Consider the following 18,950-nt stretch of genomic DNA (forward strand, 5'->3'; position numbering starts at 1 on the left):
CAAGCCCGCCTGCCTCGGCGGGCTTTTTTGTTTGTGACGCAGGTGCGGTGGCGGCAGCGTCATGCCTCATGGTTTACGTCGACATGGTTTACATGAGTGCAGGGCGGACAGGCGGATTTCTAGAATGAGATTTCCCCGTGATCCCCGACTGCCTCATGCGACCTCGCACCCGCAATGTGCGTGCAGATGTGCCTCCTGCGCCCGATGTGCCGGATCGGCAGCGGCGCCGCACGCTTGCGTGGCTGGGCGTGCTGCCGGCGATGCTGGCGTCGCCTGCGCGTGCGTTGCTGCAAGGGTATCCGTCGCAACCGCTGCGCCTCGTCGTGCCGGCGGCGGAAGGCAGCGCGTTTGATGCACTCGCCCGGGCGCTGGCGACGCAGTTGCAGCAGCAGGTCGGCCGCGAAGTGGGCGTCGAAGATCGCCCCGCGGCCAATGGCATGGCCGCCGGTGAAGCTGTGGCCCGCGCGCCGTCCGATGGCCATACGCTGCTGCTCCAACAGACCACGTTCGTCGCCCAGCCCGCGCTGGAACCGGCGTCGTATGACCCGCTGCGCGATTTCCAACCGGTGGCGATGGTGGCCACGCTGCCACTGTTTCTCGCCGTCGATGCGCGCTTGCCGATCCATTCCGTCACCGATCTGCTTGCGCAGGCGCGTGGTGAGTCCGTCACGGTCAATTGCGGCTCGGATATCGTCGGCACGTGGTCGCACCTCGTCGCCGAGCAGTTTGTGCGCGACTACGCTTTCCATGCGCCGCATGTGGCCGTTCGCGGTGAAGCGGGGCTCGTGCAGCAAATCCTGGCTGGCCGCATGACGGCGTGTTTTGCGTGTTATCCGAGCGTCGCGGCGGCGGCGGCCAACGGCCAGTTGCGGTTGCTCGGGGTGACGGGCGGCGCGCGCTCCCGTTTCGCGCCCGCTGTGCCGACGCTGCGCGAAGGCGGTCTCGCCGGATTCGATCGCAGCGCCTGGATCGGTACCTTCATGCCGGCGCGCACCCCGCGCCCCCTCTCGATGCGCGCGGCTGTCGAGCTGCGCCGCGCCGTCGCTTCGGGCGATGTCCATGCCACGTTGCTCGCCGGTGGGTTCGAGCCGGAATGGGACGCGCCCGACACGTTCGCCCAAGCAGTGCGCCGCGACGCGACGCACTGGCAGGGGGTGATTCGCCAAGCTGATCTACGGCTGGATAGTGGCGAATAATCCACTTTCGGTGCGGGCTGTCGCGCCATCCTCCAACCTCGCAAGCGCACCACTTTCAGCATCCCGCAAGACACGAAAACCCACAGCGCGGCGAACAAGCCACACAACCTGTCGGTAAGCATGGCGTGACTGACGGGCTACGCGGGTTTCCACCTATAATGGCGGGCCGCGCGAACCCGCCTCCGTTGGCCAGCCCGCGGTAGTCAAGACAACGAGATGCGGCAGCATGAAGCCGCCAACCTGCCGAGCCCTCTGCACCGAACTCCACCGTGTCCACCCAGCCTTCCAACGCCGTTGTCGAACTCGATCAGGTCGATTTCGCCTACCAGCCAAGTGCGCGGCGCATCCTGTCCGGCCTGTGCATGCGCGTGCCCAAGGGCAGCGTGGTGGCCGTCATGGGCGGTTCGGGCTGTGGCAAGACAACGATTCTGCGGTTGATCGGCGGCCAAGTGAGCGCCGCCGCCGGCACTGTGCGTGTGCACGGTCAGGACATCGGCGCCATGGACAAGCGCGCGCTGTACGACGCGCGCCGCCAGATGGGCATGCTGTTCCAGTTCGGGGCGCTGTTTACCGATCTGTCCGTCTTCGACAACGTGGCATTTCCGTTGCGCGAACATACCGAGCTGCCCGAGCCGCTCATCCGCGATCTGGTGTTGATGAAGCTGAACGCCGTCGGCCTGCGTGGGGCCCGCGACCTGATGCCCTCGGAGATTTCCGGCGGCATGGCGCGACGCGTGGCATTGGCGCGCGCCATTGCGCTGGATCCGTCGCTCATCCTCTACGACGAGCCGTTTGCCGGGCTGGACCCGATCTCGCTGGGCCTGACCGCGTCGCTCATCCGCAAGCTGAACGACGCGCTGGGCGCGACCAGCATCATCGTCTCGCACGACGTGCAGGAGACGTTCCACATCGCCGATTACGTCTATTTCATTGCCAACGGTGGCATTGCAGCCCAGGGCACGCCGGCTGAACTGACCGCGTCGACCGATCCGTTCGTCCGCCAGTTCGTGCACGGCGAGGCGGACGGCCCCGTGCCGTTCCATTATCCCGGGGCGCCGCTGGCCGATGACTTCGGTCTGGGCAAGAGCGGAGGCGCGCAATGATTTCCGCCATCGGCCGCTTCGTTCTGGTGCTGATCAGCCGCTTCGGCTACGCCGCACGCACGCTGATTTCGCTCATTGGCGCTTCCGGCGACGTGCTTCGCCGCCCGCGCCTGGTGATCGAGCAGCTGCGCTTCGTCGGCAATGATTCGTTCATCATCATCGCTGTGTCGGGCCTGTTCGTTGGCTTCGTGCTTGGCTTGCAGGGATACAACACGCTCAATCGCTACGGCTCCGAACAGGCGTTGGGCCTGCTGGTTGCGCTGTCGTTGGTGCGCGAACTGGGGCCGGTGGTGACGGCGCTACTGTTTGCCGGTCGCGCCGGTACCTCGCTCACGGCCGAGATTGGTCTGATGAAAGCCGGCGAGCAGCTGATCGCCATGGAGATGATGGCCGTTGATCCGCTGGCCCGCGTGCTGGCGCCGCGCTTCTGGGCGGGCTTCATTGCCATGCCGCTGCTGGCGGCGATTTTCAGTGCGGTGGGTATTCTGGGCGGATACTTCGTCGGCGTGGGGCTGATTGGTGTGGACCCCGGCGCGTTCTGGTCGCAGATGCAGGCCGGCGTGGATGTCATGGACGACGTGCTCAACGGCGTCATCAAGAGTGTCGTGTTTGGTGTGGCGGTCACCTTCATTGCGCTGTATCAGGGCTATGAGGCCAAAGCCACGCCGGAAGGCGTCTCGCGCGCGACTACCCGGACGGTGGTGATCGCGTCGCTGACCGTGCTGGCGCTGGATTTCGTACTCACGGCGCTGATGTTCAGCTGAGCCGCCGGTTGTCGTTAGCGTTCAACGAGAAAAGATCATGCGTAAAAGCGTCCTCGATTTCTGGGTCGGCCTGTTCGTTCTGGTAGGCATCATTGCGCTGCTATTCCTGGCGCTCAAAGCGGGCAATATGAGCTCGTTCTCGTTTGCCAAGACTTACCAGGTGAAGGCGGCCTTCGACAATATCGGTGGGTTGAAGGTGCGGGCTCCGGTCAAGAGTTCCGGTGTGGTGGTCGGCCGCGTGTCGCAGATCCTGTTCGACGACAAGAGCTACCAGGCCATCGCCGTGCTCGACATGGACCAGCGCTATCAGTTTCCGAAAGACAGTTCGGCCAAGGTCCTGACGTCGGGTCTGCTCGGTGAGCAATACATTGGCATTGAACCGGGCGGTGACTCGGCGATGCTCGCCAGCGGCAGCAAGATCACCATGACACAGTCGGCGGTGGTGCTGGAAAACCTGATCAGCCAGTTCCTCTACAGCAAGGCTGCGGATGCCGGTGCCGGCAACGCCAACGGAAGTGCCGGCGGAGCCAAGCCGGCTGAGGGCAGTGGGAGCAAATAAATCATGAAAACAACAACATCCATCCTTTCGCTGCGCGGCTTTGCGCTGGCCGTTGCTGCGGGCGCCACGTTGCTGGCCGGCTGTGCGACGGGGCCGAATGCCAATCCGGCGGATCCGATCGAGCCGTTCAACCGCGAAGTCTTCCGCATCAACGAAGACCTCGACAAGGGCGTGCTGAAGCCGGTTGCGCAAACGTATGTCGATGTGGTGCCGTCGCCGGCGCGCACGGCGGTGTCGAATTTCTTCTCCAATGCGGGCGACGTCTATTCGGCCGTCAACAACCTGCTGCAGTTGAAGGGCACGGCCGCGCTGGAAGACACCATGCGCGTCGCGATCAACACCGTGCTGGGGCTGGGTGGGCTGATCGACATTGCGTCGGACGCCGGCCTGCCCAAGCACAAGGAAGACTTCGGCCAGACGCTGGGCGTGTGGGGCGTGCCGTCGGGGCCGTACATCGTCTGGCCGTTGCTCGGCCCGAGCACCGCACGTGACACCGTGGGTTTCCTGGTCGACTGGCAGATGGACCCGCTCACGTACTGGCATGACAGCGCGATCACCTACTCGCTGGCGGCGCTGCGCGTGGTTGACGTGCGCGCAAACCTGCTCGGGGCCAGCAATGTGTTCGAACAGGCCGCGGTCGACAAGTACACCTTCCTGCGCGACGCCTATCTGCAGCGCCGCCGCTACCTGATCTATGACGGCAACCTCCCGGAAGATCAGGACAACAAGACTTCGCCGGATACGGGTGACACGACGGTCTCTCCATACCATCGCTTTACGCCCAACTGGCCGGTCTTCCGCCGCTGATGGGTACACGTAACAAGGTCGCCTCAAAGGTGACAAGGCGTAAAACTGGCTGTCCCGCACGAACTTGGCTGCGGGCGGTCTGTTCTAATCGCCAACAAGATTGCGGCGAATGTGCCGCAAGCGACCCCAAAATCACACTATAAGGACGCGATATGTTGAAGACGCTTCTCCGCTCCCTGTTCGCTGGTCTCACGCTGACGGCTGCCGTGGCAGTTGCGCCGGTCCACGCCCAGGAAGCCGATGCCCAGGCCACCGTCAAGACAGCCGTGGACGACGTGCTCACCACCATCAAGAGCGATCCGGAACTGCGCAGCGGCAACATGGCGAAGGTATTCCAGCTGGTCGACCAGAAGATCGTGCCGCGCGCCGATTTCAAGCGCACCACGCAGATCGCCATGGGCCGCTTCTGGAATCAGGCCTCGCCGGAGCAGCAGCAACAGATTCAGGAAGGCTTCAAAACGCTGCTGATTCGCACTTACGCCGGCGCGCTGTCGAATGTGAAGAACCAGACCGTTTCGTACAAGCCGTTCCGCGCGGCGGCCGATGACACCGACGTGGTGGTGCGTTCGACCGTGAACAACAACGGCGAGCCGGTGGCCCTGGACTACCGTCTGGAAAAGACGGCCGGCGGCTGGAAGGTGTATGACATCAACATCAGCGGCCTGTGGCTGTCGGAAACGTACAAGAACCAGTTTGCCGATGTCATCAGCAAGCGTGGCGGCGTGGCCGGCCTGGTGAGCTTCCTGAACGAGCGCAACGCGCAGCTCGAGAAGGGCCCGGCAAAGTAAGCGGCCTTCCGGTAGAATCGACACAGCGGTCAAGTTTGGCCGCTGTTTCTTTTTCTGATGCATCCATTTTCACCATGTTGACCTTGTCCGGCCCGCTGACTCACCGCGAAGCGCCGCGCGTTCTGCGCGAGGGCGAGGCTCAGCTCGGCCAAGCGCGCGAAGCCGGCATTGCCGCGCTGCACGTCGATTGCGCCGGCTTGTCGCAGGTGGATTCGTCTGCGCTGGCGGTGCTGCTGTCGTGGCAGCGCACGGCCCAGGATGCCGGTATCGCGCTCGATATCGGAGGCGCTCCGCAAGCGCTGTCCAATCTCGCCACGCTGTACGGCGTGGAGTCCCTGCTGGCCATCGCGCCGGCCCCTGCAGCCCACCCTCACGCTCGACATTGAGGCGGCGTCCGGTGTTGGGCGCGGGGTGAATGCTCCGAACCTGTCATCGCGATGCCGCGCTCCGGCCAGAACGCCGCGCGCGGCTCTGGCATTCGCGGTTCGGCGTCGCACGGTGCGGCGCCGTGAGTTGGTGCAGTTCCCCTATAATTCTGGGTTTGTCGCTCTGCCGCCGCCGTGTGCGGCATCCGCGGCCGTCATGATCTTGTCGATCCATGGCCACGAGATGCGCAGGGTAGTTCACTTTGTCGGCCATGAAAGCCATCGAAATCGCTGACGTCCGCAAGCGCTACAAGTCGTTGCAAGCGCTCAAGGGCGTGAGCCTGTCCGTCGAGCAGGGCGAGTTTTTCGGCCTGTTGGGCCCCAACGGCGCGGGCAAGACCACGCTGATCTCCATCCTCGCGGGCCTGAATCGCGCCGATTCGGGCCACGTGCGCGTGCTCGGTCACGATGTCGTTTCCGACTACCGCACGGCGCGTCGCAAGCTCGGTGTGGTGCCCCAGGAACTGGTGTTCGATCCGTTCTTCACGGTGCGCGAAACGCTGCGCCTGCAGTCGGGCTATTTCGGCTTGACCAAGAACGATGACTGGATCGACGAGGTCATGGCCAACCTGGACCTGACCAACAAGGCCGACGCCAACATGCGCGCGCTGTCGGGCGGCATGAAGCGCCGCGTGCTCGTGGCGCAGGCGCTGGTACACCGCCCGCCCGTGATCGTGCTGGACGAGCCGACCGCCGGGGTGGACGTCGAGTTGCGCCAGACGCTGTGGAAATTCATCTCGCGCCTGAATCGCGAGGGCCACACCGTCGTGCTGACCACGCACTATCTGGAAGAGGCCGAATCCCTGTGCGACCGCATTGCCATGCTCAAGTTTGGCGAGGTGGTTGCACTCGATCGCACGGCGAATCTGCTGTCGCAATTTGCCGGGCTGCAATTGGTGCTGAGCTTTGCGAAGGGCGCGCTGCCGGCATCGCTCGAAAGTCTGCGCCTGCCGGGCAACCACGGTGAGCGCGGCGTGCGCCTGCGCCTGTCGGGCTACGGCGAGGTCGAGCAGATTCTCGCCACGTGCCGCCTCGCCGGATGTGAGATCGACGACATGGAAGTCGCCAAGGCCGATCTGGAAGACGTGTTCGTGCAGATCATGCGCCGCGAAGGCGGATTGCCCCTCGGGCCCCAAACGCCTGCCATTCCTGATTCTGCGCTGGAGCCCGCTGCATGAACGCCATTCCCGAGAGCTTGCCGGGCCGTTGGGTCGGTTTCCGCACGCTGCTGTACAAGGAAGTCCTGCGCTTCTGGAAGGTGAGCTTCCAGACCGTGGCCGCGCCGGTGCTGACCGCGCTGCTGTATCTGCTGATCTTCGGCCACGTGCTGGAAGATCGCGTCAAGGTGTTCGACCAGTTGAGCTACACCGCCTTCCTAGTGCCGGGCCTGGTGATGATGAGCGTGCTGCAGAACGCGTTCGCGAACAGCTCGTCGTCGCTCATCCAGTCGAAGATCACCGGCAACCTGGTGTTCATCATGCTGCCGCCACTGTCGCACTGGGAGATGTTCGGCGCGTATGTGTGCGCCTCCATCATTCGCGGGTTGGCCGTGGGGACCGGTGTGCTCGTCGTGACGACCTTGTTTGCGCACCTGCACTTCGCGCAGCCGCTGTGGATCATCGTGTTTGCCGTGCTGGGCGCGAGCGTGCTGGGCACCTTGGGGCTGATCGCCGGTATCTGGGCTGAAAAGTTCGACCAGCTCGCAGCGTTCCAGAACTTTCTGATCGTGCCGGCCACCTTCCTGGCAGGCGTGTTCTATTCGATTCATTCACTGCCGCCGTTCTGGCAGGCGGTGTCCCACGCCAACCCGTTCTTCTACATGATCGACGGCTTCCGCTACGGCTTCTTCGGCGTGTCCGATGTGCCGGTGGCGACGAGCCTCGGCGTGATGCTGATCGCGCTGGTCGTGGTGGGGGGAGTGGCCCTGCAGATGCTGCGCACGGGCTACAAGCTGCGCCATTGATGCGTCGATAACAAAACGAACGACGCACCACCCTAACGTTTTTGGAGAAGGGACGGCCATGTTGCCCACACCCGAACAAGTCAAGCAGTACATCGAAACCGGCCTGCCGTGCGAGCACCTCGAAGTCGAGGGCGACGGCCAGCACTTTTTTGCCACCATCGTCAGCGCGCAATTTGAAGGCAAGCGGTTGATCCAGCGTCACCAGCTCGTCTACGCCGCGCTGGGTGAGCGGATGCGCGCCGAAATCCACGCGCTGTCCATGAAGACGCTCACCCCGGCGGAGTGGCAGTCCTGATGGCCGAGCTTGATCCCACCCCGGTTACCGTTTCAACCGATTCCGACCTTGCGCTCGCCGAGCGCCCCTCCCAACGTGATCGACGAGACGTCTCGCTCATGGACAAACTGCTGATCGAAGGCAATGGCCCGCTGTCGGGCGAAATCCGCGTGTCTGGTGCCAAGAACGCCGCGCTGCCCATCATGTGCGCCGCGCTGCTGACGGCCGAGCCGCTGGCGCTGAGCAACGTGCCGAACCTGCAGGACGTGCGCACGATGCTCAAGCTGCTGCGCCAGATGGGCGTGGAAGGCGTGCTCGACGGTCACAACCTCACGCTCGACGCTGCGACGATCCATACGCCTGAAGCTTCGTACGACCTCGTGAAGACGATGCGTGCGTCGATCCTGGTGCTGGGCCCGCTGCTGGCGCGCTTTGGCCATGCGCGTGTGTCGCTGCCGGGCGGTTGCGGCATCGGCGCGCGCCCGGTCGACCAGCACATCAAGGGCCTGCAGCTCATGGGCGCCGAGATCGTGATCGAACACGGCTACATCGAAGCCAAGCTTGCTGATGGCGCCAAGCGCTTGCGTGGCGCCCGCATCGTCACCGACATGGTGACGGTCACGGGTACGGAAAACCTGTTGATGGCCGCTGCACTGGCCGACGGCGAAACCGTGCTCGAAAACGCCGCACGCGAGCCGGAAGTCACCGACCTCGCCAATCTGCTCGTGAAGATGGGCGCGCGCATCGACGGCATCGGCACGGACCGCCTGGTCATCCAGGGCGTCGAAGCACTGCATGGCGCCGCCCACACCGTGATTGCCGATCGCATTGAGGCCGGCACGTTCCTGTGCGCCGTGGCAGCAGCCGGCGGCGACGTGACGCTGCGCGGCGTGCCGCCGGGCATCCTCGATGCCGTGCTCGACAAGCTGCGCGAAGCCGGCGTGACGCTCACTACGGGCGACGACTGGATCCGTGTACAGATGACGGGCCGCCCCAAGGCCGTGAGCTTCCGCACGTCAGAGTACCCGGCGTTCCCGACGGACATGCAGGCGCAGTTCATGATGCTCAACGCCATTGCGGAAGGCTCTGCCACGGTAACGGAGACCATCTTCGAAAACCGCTTCATGCACGTGCAGGAACTGAACCGCCTGGGCGCCAATATCGTGATCGACGGCAAGACGGCCGTGGTGACGGGCGTCGAGCAATTGTCGGGCGCGACCGTCATGGCAACCGACCTGCGCGCCTCGGCCAGCCTCGTCATCGCCGGGTTGATCGCGCAGGGCGAGACGCTGGTCGATCGCATCTATCACCTTGATCGCGGCTACGACCGCATCGAAGACAAGCTGTCCGCTGTCGGCGCCAAGATCCGCCGCATTCAAGCGTAAGGTAAGGAACCCGCCGGTCATGAACGCATTCCAGTCCGCCTCCAACCAGCTCACGCTGGCGTTGTCCAAAGGGCGCATCTTTGAAGAGACGCTGCCGCTGCTGAAGGCCGCCGGCATCGAGGTGACCGAAGATCCGGAAACCTCGCGCAAGCTGATCCTGCCGACCTCCGACCCTGCGCTGCGCGTGATCATCGTGCGCGCTTCCGACGTGCCGACCTACGTGCAATACGGCGCGGCGGACTTCGGCGTGGCCGGCCGCGACGTGCTGATGGAGCACGGCATGGCGGGCCTGTATGCGCCCATCGACCTGAACATCGCCCGCTGCCGCATGTCGGTGGCGGTGCCCAAGGGCTTCGATTACGCCAACGCGGTGCGCCAGGGCGCGCGCCTGTCGGTCGCGACGAAGTATCTGAATACCGCGCGCGAGCACTTCGCCAAGAAGGGCGTGCACGTCGACCTGATCAAGCTGTACGGCTCGATGGAACTGGGCCCGCTGGTGGGCCTGGCTGACGCCATCGTCGACCTCGTCAGCACGGGCGGCACGCTGCGCGCGAACAACCTCGTCGAGGTGGAGGAGATCGTGCAGATCTCGTCCCGACTCGTCGTCAACCAGGCCGCGCTGAAACTCAAGCGTGACCGGCTGGCGCCCATCCTCGACGCTTTCGAGCGCGCCTCCGCCCAGGACGAGCGTGCTGGGGAACCCGCATGAGCCTGACCATTCGTAAGCTGGATTCGGCTGACGCCGGATTCGCGGCGCAACTGCGCCAGGTGCTCGCGTTCGAAGCGAGCGAAGACGAAGCCATCGACCGCGCCGCTGCGCAGATCCTGGCCGACGTGAAGGCGCGCGGCGATGCCGCCGTGCTGGAGGCCACGCACCGCTTCGACCGCATCGAGGCCGACAGCGTAGCCGCGCTGGAGCTGTCGCCCACCGTGCTGCAAGCTGCGCTGGACGGCCTGGAGCCCACGCGCCGCGCGGCGCTGGAAGCCGCCGCCGCCCGCGTACGTGCGTATCACGAGAAGCAGAAGATCGAGTGCGGCACGCACAGCTGGGAATACGCCGAAGCTGACGGCACGGTGCTCGGCCAGAAGGTCACGCCGCTCGACCGCGTGGGCATTTACGTGCCGGGCGGCAAGGCGGCATACCCGTCGTCGGTGCTGATGAACGCAATCCCGGCGCGCGTGGCGGGCGTCAAGGAAATCATCATGGTGGTGCCCACGCCCGGTGGCGTGCGCAATGACCTCGTGCTGGCCGCCGCCTGCATCGCTGGTGTGGACCGCGTGTTCACCATCGGCGGCGCGCAGGCCGTGGGTGCGCTGGCTTATGGCACGGACACCGTCCCCGCCGTCGACAAGATCGTCGGCCCGGGCAACGCCTATGTGGCCGCTGCCAAGCGTCGCGTGTTCGGCACCGTGGGCATCGACATGATTGCCGGTCCGTCGGAAATCCTGGTCATCTGCGACGGCACGACCGATCCGGATTGGGTGGCGATGGATCTGTTCTCGCAAGCGGAGCACGACGAGCTGGCTCAGTCGATTCTGCTGTGCCCGAACGCCGAGTTCATCGCGCAGGTGGAAGCCAGCATCAACCGTCAGCTTGAAGACATGCCGCGCCGGAGCGTGATTGCCGAGTCGCTGTCGGGCCGCGGTGCGCTCATCAAGGTGCGCGACATGGAAGAGGCGTGCGACATCGCCAACGACATCGCGCCGGAGCATCTGGAGATTTCGGCAGAGAACCCGCGCCAGTGGGCCGAGCGCATCCGCCACGCCGGCGCGATCTTCCTCGGCAAGTACACCAGCGAATCGCTGGGCGACTACTGCGCAGGCCCGAACCACGTGCTGCCCACGTCGCGCACGGCGCGCTTCTCGTCGCCGTTGGGCGTGTACGACTTCATCAAGCGCTCGAGCCTGATCGAGGTGAGCGAAGCCGGCGCGCAGATGCTGGGCGAGATTGCTGCCGAACTGGCCTACGGCGAAGGCCTGCAGGCGCATGCCCGCAGCGCCGAATATCGCCTGCAACGCCCCACGTCCGAATAACCTCCGCCGCACGACGATGACCGCCACCGCTCCGGCCCAAGCCCCTCTGGATGACCTGCTCGCCCGCATCGTGCGCGACGACGTTCGCGCCATGGGCGCGTACCACGTGCCCGACGCCACCGGCATGGTCAAGCTGGACGCGATGGAAAACCCGTACCTGCTGCCGGCGATGCTGCGCGACGCGTTGGGCAAGCGCCTGGCCGAAGTTGCGCTCAACCGCTACCCGGTGCCGACCGCCGACGCGTTGAAGGCGCAGCTCAAGCAGGTGATGCACGTGCCGGCCGGCGCCGAGGTGCTGCTGGGCAACGGCTCGGACGAGATCATCAGCCTGATCGCCATTGCCGCGGCCAAGCCGGGCGCGACCGTGTTGGCGCCGGTGCCGGGCTTCGTGATGTACGCGATGTCGGCGCAGCTGCTGGGCCTGAACTTTGTCGGCGTACCGCTCAAGGCGGACCTGACGCTGGACCGAGAAGCGATGCTGGCGGCCATGGCCGAGCACCAGCCCGCCGTCATCTACCTGGCGTACCCGAACAATCCGACGGGCAACCTGTTCGACGCGGCCGACATGGACGCGATCATCCGCGCCGCACGCGGCCCGGTGTGCCAGAGCCTGGTGGTGGTCGACGAGGCCTACCAGCCGTTCGCGCAACAGAGCTGGATGCCGCGCCTGCGCGATTTCGATCACCTTCTGGTGATGCGCACCGTCTCCAAGCTCGGCCTAGCCGGCATCCGCCTCGGCTACGTGGCCGGCCACCCGAAGTGGATCGTCGAACTGGACAAGGTGCGCCCGCCGTATAACGTGAATGTGCTGACCGAGGCGACCGCCCAGTTCATGCTCGAACACGTGGACGTGCTGGATGCCCAGGCAGCGACCCTGCGCGCCGAGCGCACCAAGCTGATCGATGTGCTGTCGGCGCAGCCCGGCGTGACGGTGTTCCCCAGCGCGGCGAATTTCATCCTGCTGCGCGTGCCGAATGCCGCCGCCTTGTTCGAGCGCCTGCTCAATCGGCGGATTCTGATTAAAAACGTCAGTAAAATGCACCCGTTGCTGGCCAACTGTCTGCGCGTGACGGTCAGCAATCCCGAAGAAAACGCGCAATTTATCGATGCCTTTGTCGCATCGATGCAGGAAGCCCCATGAGCCGCCGTGCCGAGGTCACTCGCAACACCTCTGAAACGCAGATCCGCGTCGCCCTTGATTTGGACGGCACGGGCAAGCAGACGCTGAATACCGGCGTCCCCTTCCTCGACCACATGCTCGACCAGATCGCCCGTCACGGCATGGTCGACCTCGACGTCTCGGCCACCGGCGACACCCATATCGACGATCACCACACCGTGGAAGACGTCGGCATCACGCTGGGCCAGGCCGTCGCCAAGGCCATCGGCGACAAAAAGGGCATCGTGCGCTACGGCCACAGCTACGTGCCGCTGGACGAGGCCCTGTCGCGCGTGGTCATCGATTTCTCGGGCCGTCCGGGCCTGGAGTTCCACGTGCCGTTCACGCGCGCGCGCGTCGGCAATTTTGACGTGGACCTGTCCATCGAATTCTTCCGCGGGTTCGTCAACCATGCCGGCGTGACGCTGCATATCGACAACCTGCGCGGCGTCAACGCGCACCACCAGATCGAAACCGTGTTCAAGGCCTTCGGCCGCGCGCTGCGCATGGCGGTCGAGATCGATCCGCGCGCAGCCGGCACGATTCCGTCGACCAAGGGCGCCCTGTAAATCACTGCGTCGGCCTGGCCGCGCCTACCCGACTCAAAAACCGGCCGCCGATCCGATGGATCTGACCAAAAGCTTTTTCTCGCTGCTCGCGCTGATCAACCCGATTGGCGCGATCCCGTTCTTCATCAGCCTGACCGAGAGCCAGACGGATGAGGAGAAGCGCCGCACCATCAAGGTCGCGTCGATTTCGGTGGCGATTGTGATCGGCCTGTCGGCGTTGCTGGGCGAGCAGATCATCGGCTTTTTCGGGTTTTCGGTGGGTTCGCTGCAGGTGGGCGGCGGGATCATCATGATCATGATCGCGCTGAACATGCTGAATGCGCAGACGAGCCGCACCAAGGCGACGCCCGAAGAAGAGGACGAGGCCGGTGCCAAGGCCAGCATTGCGGTTGTGCCGCTGGCGATTCCGCTGCTCACGGGCCCCGGCTCGATCAGCACGGTCATCGTCTACGCCGGCAAGACCAGGCACTGGTGGGACTTGTTTCTCCTGGCGGGCGTTGGTGTTGCGATTGCAGCTGTGGTCTGGATCGTGTTGCGCGCGGCCGAGCCGATCGCCCGTGTGATCGGTCGCACCGGCATCAACGTCGGGACGCGGTTGATGGGCCTGATCCTGGCGGCGCTGGCCGTGGAATTCATCGTTGATGGGCTGAAAACCCTGTTGCCCGTACTTCGGGCCTAAGTTAAGTCATGACTAAGATCGCAATCGTCGATTACGGCATGGGCAATCTGCGCTCGGTGGCGCAAGCCCTGATGGCCGTTGCTCCCCAGGCCGATGTGCGCATCAGTGCGCAAGCGGATGAAATCCGCGCCGCTGATCGCGTGGTGCTGCCAGGGCAAGGCGCCATGCCCGACTGCATGGCGGCCTTCGACCAATCCGGCCTGCGCGACGCAGTGCTGGAGGCATCGCGCAGCAAGCCGATGCTCGGCGTATGCGTCGGCGAGCAGATGTTGCTGGAGCGCAGCACCGAGGCGCGCCCCGGCCAGCAATACACCGAAGGTCTGGGCCTCATCAAAGGCGATGTGGTCCGCTTTGATCTGGATGGCCAGTTGCAGCCGGACGGCTCACGGTACAAAGTGCCTCAGATGGGCTGGAACCGCGTGCACCAGAGTCGTGCCCACGCCCTCTGGGAAGGGGTGCCAGACCAGAGCTACTTCTATTTCGTGCATAGCTACTACGCGCGGCCCGCCAATGCCGACGAATCGGTCGGAGAGACCGAATACGGCGTGCGGTTTACCTGCGCCATCGCCCGGGATAATATTTTTGCAACACAGTTTCACCCGGAAAAAAGTGCGCAAGCCGGCCTGCAGATCTACCGGAACTTCGTGCACTGGAATCCGTGACGCCCGCCGTGGCGTCGCAATCGAATCCATTTTTCGCCCTTTTTAATTTTTCCCCCTCAACTCTGTCGTCACGCTTATGTTGCTCATCCCGGCCATCGACCTGAAGGACGGTCAGTGTGTGCGCCTCAAACAAGGCGATATGGATCAAGCCACCGTGTTCTCGGAAGACCCGGCCGCCATGGCGCGGCACTGGGTTGAACAAGGCGCGCGCCGGTTGCATCTGGTCGATCTGAACGGCGCTTTCGCCGGCAAGCCGCGTAACGAGGCGGCCGTCAAGGCCATCCTCGCCGAGGTGGGTGACGAGATCCCCGTGCAACTCGGCGGCGGCATCCGCGACCTGGGCACCATCGAGCGTTGGCTCGACGACGGCCTGTCGTACGTGATCATCGGTACGGCGGCGGTCAAGGACCCGGGTTTTCTGCGGGACGCCTGCACGGCATTCGGCGGCCATATCATCGTCGGGCTCGATGCCAAGGACGGCAAGGTGGCGACCGACGGCTGGAGCAAGCTCTCTGGCCATGAAGTCGTGGACCTTGCCAAGAAGTACGAAGACTACGGCGTCGAAGGCATCATCTACACCGACATCGGCCGCGACGGCATGCTGCAGGGCATCAACATCGATGCCACCGTCAAGTTGGCGCAGTCGGTGAAGATTCCGGTCATTGCCAGCGGCGGCCTGTCGAACCTGAAGGACATCGACCACCTGTGCGCGGTCGAAGAGCATGGCGTGGAAGGCGTGATCTGCGGCCGCGCCATTTATTCGGGCGACCTGAACTTCAAGGAAGCGCAAGCCCTTGCGGACAAACTCGGCGCGGCCTGATCGTTGATCCAGCCGTGCTCAACGGGCGCTCCGGCGCCCGACTCATCATGCTAGCCAAACGAATCATCCCCTGCCTGGACGTCACCAACGGCCGGGTGGTCAAGGGCGTCAACTTCGTCGAATTGCGCGACGCCGGCGACCCCGTCGAAATCGCACGCCGCTACGACGAGCAGGGCGCCGACGAAATCACCTTCCTCGACATCACGGCCACCTCCGACGGGCGCGACCTGATGCTCGGCATCATCGAAGCGGTGGCTTCGCAGGTGTTCATTCCGCTGACGGTGGGCGGCGGCGTGCGTGCGCTGGAAGACGTGCGCCGACTGCTCAATGCGGGTGCGGACAAGATCAGCATGAACTCGTCGGCGGTGGCGAATCCGCAACTGGTTTCGGACGCCAGCGCCCGCCATGGCGCGCAATGCATTGTCGTGGCCATCGACGCCAAGAAGGTGTCGGGCGAAGGCGAGGCACCGCGCTGGGAAGTCTTCACGCACGGCGGCCGAAAAGGCACGGGCCTCGACGCCGTGGCATGGGCACGTGAAATGGCACGGCGTGGCGCGGGTGAAATCCTGCTCACCAGCATGGACCGGGACGGCACCAAGGCCGGCTTCGACCTGGAACTCACGCGCGCCGTGTCGGACGCAGTGCCGGTGCCGGTCATCGCCTCGGGCGGTGTCGGCAACCTGCAGCATCTGGCTGAAGGCATCCAGCAAGGGCATGCCGATGCGGTGCTCGCCGCCAGCATCTTCCATTACGGCGAATACACCGTCGGCCAGGCCAAGCAATTCATGGCAGAGAAGGGCATTCCAGTACGGATCGGACTATGAGCAAGAAGTGGCTGAACAAGGTCCACTGGGACGATAACGGCCTGGTGCCGGTAATCGTGCAGGAGCAGGGCAGCAATGACGTTCTGATGTTTGCCTTCATGAACCGCGAGGCGCTCCAGAAGACCGTCGAAACGGGCGAGGCCGTGTTCTGGTCGCGCTCGCGCAAGCGTCTGTGGCATAAGGGCGAGGAGTCGGGCCACATCCAGAAGGTGCACGAAATCCGCCTCGACTGCGACGAAGACGTAGTCTTGCTCCGCGTCACACAAATCGGCGGTATCGCCTGCCATACTGGCCGCCACGCGTGCTTTTTCCAGAAGTTCGAAGGCAATGTGGAAGACGGCGATTGGCACACCGTCGAGCCGGTGCTCAAGAACCCCGACGACATCTACGCCGGCAAGCCCGGCCACAATCATGAGTGACACCCTGCGCCGCCTGGGCGAGGTGCTCGAATCCCGCAAGCTCGCCAACGGCGGCGACCCGGAAAAGAGCTACATCGCGCGCCTCTTCCACAAGGGCGACGATGCCATCCTCAAAAAGATCGGCGAAGAAGCCACCGAGACGGTCATGGCGGCCAAGGACGCCCGCGCCGCAGGCATGACCGACGAGGCGCGCAGCAAGGTCGTCTACGAAGTGGCCGACCTGTGGTTCCACACGATGGTGCTGCTGTCGCATTTCAACCTCACGCCGGATGACGTTGTGAGCGAACTGGCGCGCCGCGAAGGGCTTTCGGGTCTGGAAGAGAAGGCGCTGCGCAAGTCGCAGGCACGCGACGCAGCCGGCGACTGATTACGGTGACGAATCGTCGCAGGGAGGCAGCGTGGACAAATACGGAGCGGCAGTGGTCGTGACAGACGAGTCGGAGCGCTTGGCCGGGCTGCGTCGCCTGACGCATATCCTGTATGCGCTTTACGCCATTTTTTGGCTGACCGGCGGTATCACTGCATTGATTGCCATCATCGTCGGGTATGTTAAGCGCGACGATGTGCGCGGCACGCTGTATGAGTCGCACTTTCGTTGGCAAATCCGTTCGTTCTGGTGGTGCGTACTGTGGGGTGTGATCGGCGTGCTGCTCATTCCCGCAGCCTTCATCGGCTTTGCCGTTCTGTGGGCTCTGGGCATCTGGATGCTGTATCGTATTGTGAAAGGTTGGCTGTATCTGAATGACAGCAAGCCGATGTACGCAAATCCGTAAAATCAACCAATGGCGTTGCCACCGTTGCGACGCCAACAGCCGTATTTACGTGGGAGTAGGACATGGGTTCCTTTAGCATTTGGCACTGGCTGATCGTGCTGGTCATCATCATGATGGTCTTCGGCACGAAGAAGCTGCGCAACATCGGTTCGGATCTTGGCAGCGCCGTGAAGGGCTTCAAGGACGGCATGAAGGAAGGGGCGGAAGACAAGCCCGCAGCACCGCAGCAGACGGCCAGCCAGCCGCCGCGCGAACTGCATGATTCGACGACGATCGACGTCGAAGCGCGCGACAAGTCCAAGCAAGGCTGAGCACCGACGCGCGCTGACCGATGATCGATCTCGGCATTTCCAAGCTGGCGCTGATTGGCATGGTGGCGCTCGTCGTCATTGGGCCGGAGCGTCTGCCCAAGGTGGCGCGCACCGCTGGCGCCCTGCTTGGCCGCGCACAGCGCTACATCGCCGACGTGAAGGCTGAGGTCAGCCGCGAAATCGAGCTTGAGGAGTTGCGCAAGATGCGCACCGACTTCGAGCAGGCCGCGCGCAATGTTGAGCAGACCATCCATCAGGAGGTCAGCAAGCACACGACCGAGCTCAACGAGCGCCTGAACGAGGCGCTTGGCGATCCCGCGCAGACTGCGACCTCCGCTCCCGACTGGCGCCCCGCACCTGGCAAGTCGCGCAACGGCCGCAACAGCTGGCGCAACAAGCAGCTTTCGATGCCCAAGTGGTACCGCCAGAAGCAGGGCGTGCGCATGTGGGCGCAATCGGGTGCGGCACGCGTCAAGCGCCATCGTCCGCCCATCGTTGCCGCGCAGTCGCGTGCGCGCTCCTTCTTCGAATGATCTTCCGGGCGCGAGCCGTGTCTGCGGTGCCGCGTCCTGACTTTCCCCTTTCCCACCCGACATGAGTGCCGCTCCGCTCGATCCGCAAGAGTCGCCCGAGGACGGCGCGCAGGAAACCTTCATTTCGCACCTGGTCGAGCTGCGCGAGCGCATCGTCAAGGCCGGTGCGGGCGTGCTGCTGGTCTTTCTGGGCCTGGTCTACTGGGCGGCGGATATTTTCAACCTGTTCTCGCGGCCGCTGATCCAGGCGTTGCCCAAGAACGGCCACATGATCGTGACGGACGTCACCGGTTCGTTCTTCGTGCCGATGAAGGTGACGCTGCTGGCCGCATTCCTGATCGCACTGCCGTGGGTCCTGTACCAGATCTGGCGCTTCGTGGCGCCGGGGCTCTATACGCACGAGAAGCGGATGATCATGCCGCTGGTGGTGAGCACCTACGTGCTGTTCCTGTGCGGTGTGGCGTTTGCGTATTTTCTTGTGTTCCCGACAGTGTTCAAGGTGATGGCGCACTACAACGCGCCGCTGGGTGCCGAGATGTCCACCGACATCGACAAGTACCTGAGCTTCGCCATGACCACGTTCCTGGCTTTCGGCATCACCTTCGAGGTGCCGGTGGTCGTGATGGTGCTGGTGCGCTTTGGCATCGTGAGTCTGGAGAAGCTGCGACAGGCCCGCCCGTACGTCGTGGTGGGCGCCTTCGTGATCGCTGCCGTTGTGACGCCGCCCGACGTGATGTCGCAGCTGTTGCTGGCGGTGCCGCTGTGGCTGCTGTATGAGCTGGGGTTGATCTTGGCGGCCATCTTCATCCGTAACACCACGGCGCCGGAGAACAATCCGGAGCATTTGCCGGTGGTGAAGGACTGACGGCGATCCAAGCATCAGCCAAAGAAAAAGGCAGCCGA

General features: G+C 64.2%; 25 protein-coding genes. All 25 read left to right on the plus strand.

Going from position 1 to position 18,950, the window contains the following annotated elements; all coding sequences use genetic code 11:
- Positions 1–155: 155 nt before the first annotated feature.
- The 25 genes from R2669_RS22680 (at position 156) to tatC (ending at position 18,912) form a co-directional block, all read left to right on the plus strand.
- Positions 156–1,196, plus strand: a complete 1,041-nt coding sequence (locus R2669_RS22680; protein WP_316891590.1) for a Bug family tripartite tricarboxylate transporter substrate binding protein — start codon at positions 156–158, stop codon at positions 1,194–1,196.
- 269 nt (positions 1,197–1,465) lie between these two features.
- Positions 1,466–2,299, plus strand: a complete 834-nt coding sequence (locus tag R2669_RS22685; RefSeq protein WP_316902120.1) for an ABC transporter ATP-binding protein — start codon at positions 1,466–1,468, stop codon at positions 2,297–2,299.
- Entirely contained in the window at positions 2,296–3,063 is a 768-nt protein-coding gene (gene mlaE / locus R2669_RS22690; RefSeq protein WP_045203038.1) for a lipid asymmetry maintenance ABC transporter permease subunit MlaE, read from the plus strand. Before R2669_RS22685 ends, mlaE begins: the two co-directional genes overlap by 4 nt.
- Positions 3,064–3,100: 37 nt before the next feature.
- Positions 3,101–3,622, plus strand: a complete 522-nt coding sequence (mlaD, locus tag R2669_RS22695; protein ID WP_147215144.1) for an outer membrane lipid asymmetry maintenance protein MlaD — start codon at positions 3,101–3,103, stop codon at positions 3,620–3,622.
- 3 nt (positions 3,623–3,625) lie between these two features.
- The gene (locus tag R2669_RS22700) at positions 3,626–4,429 is read left to right on the plus strand and encodes an MlaA family lipoprotein (protein ID WP_147215146.1); all 804 of its coding nucleotides are present in this window, start codon (positions 3,626–3,628) and stop codon (positions 4,427–4,429) included.
- A 152-nt stretch (positions 4,430–4,581) separates the two neighbouring features.
- Positions 4,582–5,217: an MlaC/ttg2D family ABC transporter substrate-binding protein gene (locus tag R2669_RS22705; RefSeq protein ID WP_316876730.1), complete on the plus strand. Its 636-nt coding sequence runs from the start codon at positions 4,582–4,584 to the stop codon at positions 5,215–5,217.
- A 74-nt stretch (positions 5,218–5,291) separates the two neighbouring features.
- Positions 5,292–5,603: an STAS domain-containing protein gene (locus tag R2669_RS22710; protein ID WP_316891592.1), complete on the plus strand. Its 312-nt coding sequence runs from the start codon at positions 5,292–5,294 to the stop codon at positions 5,601–5,603.
- Positions 5,604–5,854: 251 nt separating this feature from the next.
- The gene (locus R2669_RS22715) at positions 5,855–6,820 is read left to right on the plus strand and encodes an ABC transporter ATP-binding protein (protein WP_316891593.1); all 966 of its coding nucleotides are present in this window, start codon (positions 5,855–5,857) and stop codon (positions 6,818–6,820) included.
- Positions 6,817–7,605 carry an ABC transporter permease gene (locus tag R2669_RS22720; RefSeq protein WP_027680233.1) on the plus strand — a complete coding sequence of 263 codons (789 nt, stop codon included), beginning with the start codon at positions 6,817–6,819 and terminating at the stop codon, positions 7,603–7,605. The genes R2669_RS22715 and R2669_RS22720 overlap by 4 nt, the downstream gene beginning before the upstream one ends.
- 58 nt (positions 7,606–7,663) lie before the next feature.
- Positions 7,664–7,900 carry a BolA family protein gene (locus R2669_RS22725; protein WP_024542178.1) on the plus strand — a complete coding sequence of 79 codons (237 nt, stop codon included), beginning with the start codon at positions 7,664–7,666 and terminating at the stop codon, positions 7,898–7,900.
- A gap of 98 nt (positions 7,901–7,998) precedes the next feature.
- The gene (murA, locus tag R2669_RS22730; protein WP_027680232.1) at positions 7,999–9,264 is read left to right on the plus strand and encodes a UDP-N-acetylglucosamine 1-carboxyvinyltransferase; all 1,266 of its coding nucleotides are present in this window, start codon (positions 7,999–8,001) and stop codon (positions 9,262–9,264) included.
- A gap of 19 nt (positions 9,265–9,283) precedes the next feature.
- Positions 9,284–9,973 (plus strand): ATP phosphoribosyltransferase, encoded by a 690-nt coding sequence (hisG, locus tag R2669_RS22735; protein WP_004634593.1) that lies wholly within the window; start codon positions 9,284–9,286, stop codon positions 9,971–9,973.
- Complete coding sequence (hisD, locus tag R2669_RS22740; RefSeq protein WP_316902123.1) at positions 9,970–11,298, plus strand: histidinol dehydrogenase; 1,329 nt, start codon at positions 9,970–9,972, stop codon at positions 11,296–11,298. The genes hisG and hisD overlap by 4 nt, the downstream gene beginning before the upstream one ends.
- A 16-nt stretch (positions 11,299–11,314) precedes the next feature.
- A complete protein-coding gene (hisC, locus tag R2669_RS22745) occupies positions 11,315–12,439 on the plus strand; it encodes a histidinol-phosphate transaminase (RefSeq protein ID WP_316902125.1) in 1,125 nt (374 codons plus the stop codon).
- Positions 12,436–13,026, plus strand: a complete 591-nt coding sequence (hisB, locus tag R2669_RS22750; protein ID WP_004634601.1) for an imidazoleglycerol-phosphate dehydratase HisB — start codon at positions 12,436–12,438, stop codon at positions 13,024–13,026. Before hisC ends, hisB begins: the two co-directional genes overlap by 4 nt.
- 55 nt (positions 13,027–13,081) lie before the next feature.
- On the plus strand, positions 13,082–13,705 hold the full coding sequence (locus tag R2669_RS22755; RefSeq protein ID WP_102067450.1) for a MarC family protein: 624 nt from the start codon (positions 13,082–13,084) through the stop codon (positions 13,703–13,705).
- A gap of 8 nt (positions 13,706–13,713) precedes the next feature.
- Positions 13,714–14,367, plus strand: a complete 654-nt coding sequence (gene hisH, locus R2669_RS22760; protein ID WP_027680228.1) for an imidazole glycerol phosphate synthase subunit HisH — start codon at positions 13,714–13,716, stop codon at positions 14,365–14,367.
- A 76-nt stretch (positions 14,368–14,443) separates the two neighbouring features.
- On the plus strand, positions 14,444–15,187 hold the full coding sequence (gene hisA, locus R2669_RS22765; RefSeq protein WP_004634607.1) for a 1-(5-phosphoribosyl)-5-[(5-phosphoribosylamino)methylideneamino]imidazole-4-carboxamide isomerase: 744 nt from the start codon (positions 14,444–14,446) through the stop codon (positions 15,185–15,187).
- A gap of 47 nt (positions 15,188–15,234) precedes the next feature.
- Positions 15,235–16,011 (plus strand): imidazole glycerol phosphate synthase subunit HisF, encoded by a 777-nt coding sequence (hisF, locus tag R2669_RS22770; RefSeq protein WP_316902127.1) that lies wholly within the window; start codon positions 15,235–15,237, stop codon positions 16,009–16,011.
- Positions 16,008–16,430, plus strand: coding sequence for a phosphoribosyl-AMP cyclohydrolase (gene hisI, locus R2669_RS22775; protein ID WP_116576469.1), 423 nt, complete (start codon positions 16,008–16,010; stop codon positions 16,428–16,430). The genes hisF and hisI overlap by 4 nt, the downstream gene beginning before the upstream one ends.
- Positions 16,423–16,797: a phosphoribosyl-ATP diphosphatase gene (locus tag R2669_RS22780; RefSeq protein ID WP_316891596.1), complete on the plus strand. Its 375-nt coding sequence runs from the start codon at positions 16,423–16,425 to the stop codon at positions 16,795–16,797. Before hisI ends, R2669_RS22780 begins: the two co-directional genes overlap by 8 nt.
- 31 nt (positions 16,798–16,828) lie before the next feature.
- Positions 16,829–17,203 (plus strand): DUF4870 family protein, encoded by a 375-nt coding sequence (locus R2669_RS22785; protein WP_316876813.1) that lies wholly within the window; start codon positions 16,829–16,831, stop codon positions 17,201–17,203.
- A gap of 62 nt (positions 17,204–17,265) precedes the next feature.
- Positions 17,266–17,514, plus strand: coding sequence for a Sec-independent protein translocase subunit TatA (gene tatA / locus R2669_RS22790; protein ID WP_027680223.1), 249 nt, complete (start codon positions 17,266–17,268; stop codon positions 17,512–17,514).
- A gap of 20 nt (positions 17,515–17,534) precedes the next feature.
- Positions 17,535–18,047: a Sec-independent protein translocase protein TatB gene (tatB, locus tag R2669_RS22795; protein WP_147215163.1), complete on the plus strand. Its 513-nt coding sequence runs from the start codon at positions 17,535–17,537 to the stop codon at positions 18,045–18,047.
- Between the two features lie 61 nt (positions 18,048–18,108).
- Complete coding sequence (gene tatC, locus R2669_RS22800; RefSeq protein ID WP_316902129.1) at positions 18,109–18,912, plus strand: twin-arginine translocase subunit TatC; 804 nt, start codon at positions 18,109–18,111, stop codon at positions 18,910–18,912.
- Positions 18,913–18,950: the final 38 nt, after the last annotated feature.

The sequence above is a fragment of the Ralstonia edaphi genome, assembly GCF_958350185.1.
Lineage (GTDB): Bacteria > Pseudomonadota > Gammaproteobacteria > Burkholderiales > Burkholderiaceae > Ralstonia > Ralstonia edaphi.